General features: G+C 62.5%; 2 protein-coding genes. Both read left to right on the top strand.

Features of this window, described 5'->3' with window-relative positions; all coding sequences use genetic code 11:
* Positions 1-988, top strand: a 988-nt coding sequence (gene idsA3 / locus WBV42_RS11305) for a geranylfarnesyl diphosphate synthase (RefSeq protein WP_423986123.1), incomplete at its 5' end; no start/stop codon positions are given.
* A gap of 132 nt (positions 989-1,120) precedes the next feature.
* Positions 1,121-2,064: glutamate--tRNA ligase family protein (locus tag WBV42_RS11310; RefSeq protein ID WP_423986124.1), on the top strand; the 944-nt coding region annotated here is incomplete at its 3' end.

The following is a 2,064-nucleotide window of genomic DNA, read 5'->3' on the forward strand; positions in this document are numbered from 1 at the left end:
CGTCAACGCCGCAATCGAGGAGGAGCTTCCGATAATCGAACCGGAGCGTCTCTACGAGGCGTCCCGGTACCTGCTCGACGCGGGTGGAAAACGTCTCCGACCGACGGTCCTCCTGCTCGTCGCGGACGCGCTGGCGGACGTCGAACCCATGTCGGAAGCCTATCGGAAGTTCCCGGCACTCGACGGCGGTGAGGTGGACGTGATGGCCGCGGCGGTGAGTATCGAGGTCATCCAATCGTTCACGCTCATCCACGACGATATCATGGACGACGACGACCTTCGTCGCGGCGTGCCGTCGGTTCACCGCGCGTACGACACCGAGACCGCGATTCTGGCCGGTGATACGCTCTATTCGAAGGCGTTCGAAATCATGCTGGAGACGGGAGCCACACCGGAGCGCTGTGTTACCGCACTCGACATACTCGCGTCCACCTGCACGAAGATCTGTGAAGGGCAGGCGCTCGACGTGTCCTTCGAGGAACGGCCGGACGTCCTTCCGGATGAGTATCTCGAAATGATCGAGAACAAGACGGCCGTCCTCTACGGGGCGGCGGCGAAAGTTCCCGCCGTGCTTCTCGGTGCGGACGAGGAAACCACCGAGGCGTTGTACCAGTACGGTATCGACGTCGGACGGGCGTTCCAGATTCAGGACGACGTCCTCGACCTGACCGTCCCGAGCGAGAAACTCGGCAAGCAGCGAGGAAGCGACCTCGTCGAGAACAAACAGACCATCATCACGCTCCACGCCCGCAATCAGGGCGTGGACGTGGACTCGTTGGTCGAAACCGAGACGGTCGGCGACGTGACGGAAGCCGAAATCGACGCCGCCGTCCAGCGACTCGAAGCCGCCGGAAGCATCGACTACGCCACGGAAAAGGCACAGGAACTCGTCCAACGCGGTAAGGACCACCTGGGCGTGCTCCCGGACAACGAATCGCGCTTCCTGCTCGAACAGATCGCCGACTATCTCATCGAACGCGGCTACTGAAATTTCCCATTTTTTCGGACGCCGAACGGAGAGCGACGGCTCTCTCGACTATCTCTCGACTCTCGTTAGACCGGCTTCTCGACCCACGCCGATTCGCGGGAGTTTTGAGACGGGCGGGAATAGGAATTCGTAATGGACGACGAGTTACGGACGGAGATCGAGACGGAGGCGGAGAAGCACGCGCTGTTCAACGCGCTGAAACACGACAGCGACGCTGACGTCGGAGCTATCATGGGGTCGCTGATGGGGGAGAATCCCGACTTCCGCGAGCACGGGAGCGAAGTGCCGGGCATCGCCGGAAAGGTCGTCGCACAGGTGAACCAACTGGACGGCGACGAGCGCCGCGACCGACTGGAAGAACTGGACGCCGAACTCGTCGAGGAACTGGACGCCGAGGACGAGGAGGACGACCAAGTGCTCCCCGACCTGCCGAACGCGGAGGAATACGATGAAATTCGGATGCGCTGTGCGCCGAACCCGAACGGCCCGTGGCACATCGGCCACGGACGGATGCCTGCCGTCATCGGGACGTACAAGGACCTCTACGACGGCGAGATGCTGGTGCGGTTCGACGACACCGACCCGGAGACGAAGCGCCCGGACTTGTCGGCCTACGACGCGATTCTTTCGGACATCGACTACCTCGGTTTCGAACCGGACGAGGTCATCAAGGCCAGCGACCGCCTCGAAACCTACTACGACCACGCCCGCGACCTCATCGAGAAGGGCGGCGCGTACACCTGCTCCTGTTCCGGCGAGGAGTTCTCGAACCTGAAGAACGACGCGGAGGCGTGCCCGCACCGCGACAAGGATATCGAGACGACGATGGCAGAATTCGAGGACATGATTGCGGGCGAATATTCGTCCGGCGAGATGGTGCTCCGCGTGAAGACGGACATCGAGCACAAGAATCCCGCCCTGCGTGACTGGGTGGCGTTCCGCATCATCGATACGCCCCACCCCCGCCCCGAGGCCGCCGACTACCGCTGCTGGCCCATGCTCGACTTCCAGTCCGGCGTCGACGACCATCTGACGGGCATGACCCACATCATCCGCGGCATCGACCTGCAGGATTC

Source organism: Haladaptatus sp. (assembly GCF_049589095.1).
GTDB lineage: Archaea > Halobacteriota > Halobacteria > Halobacteriales > Haladaptataceae > Haladaptatus.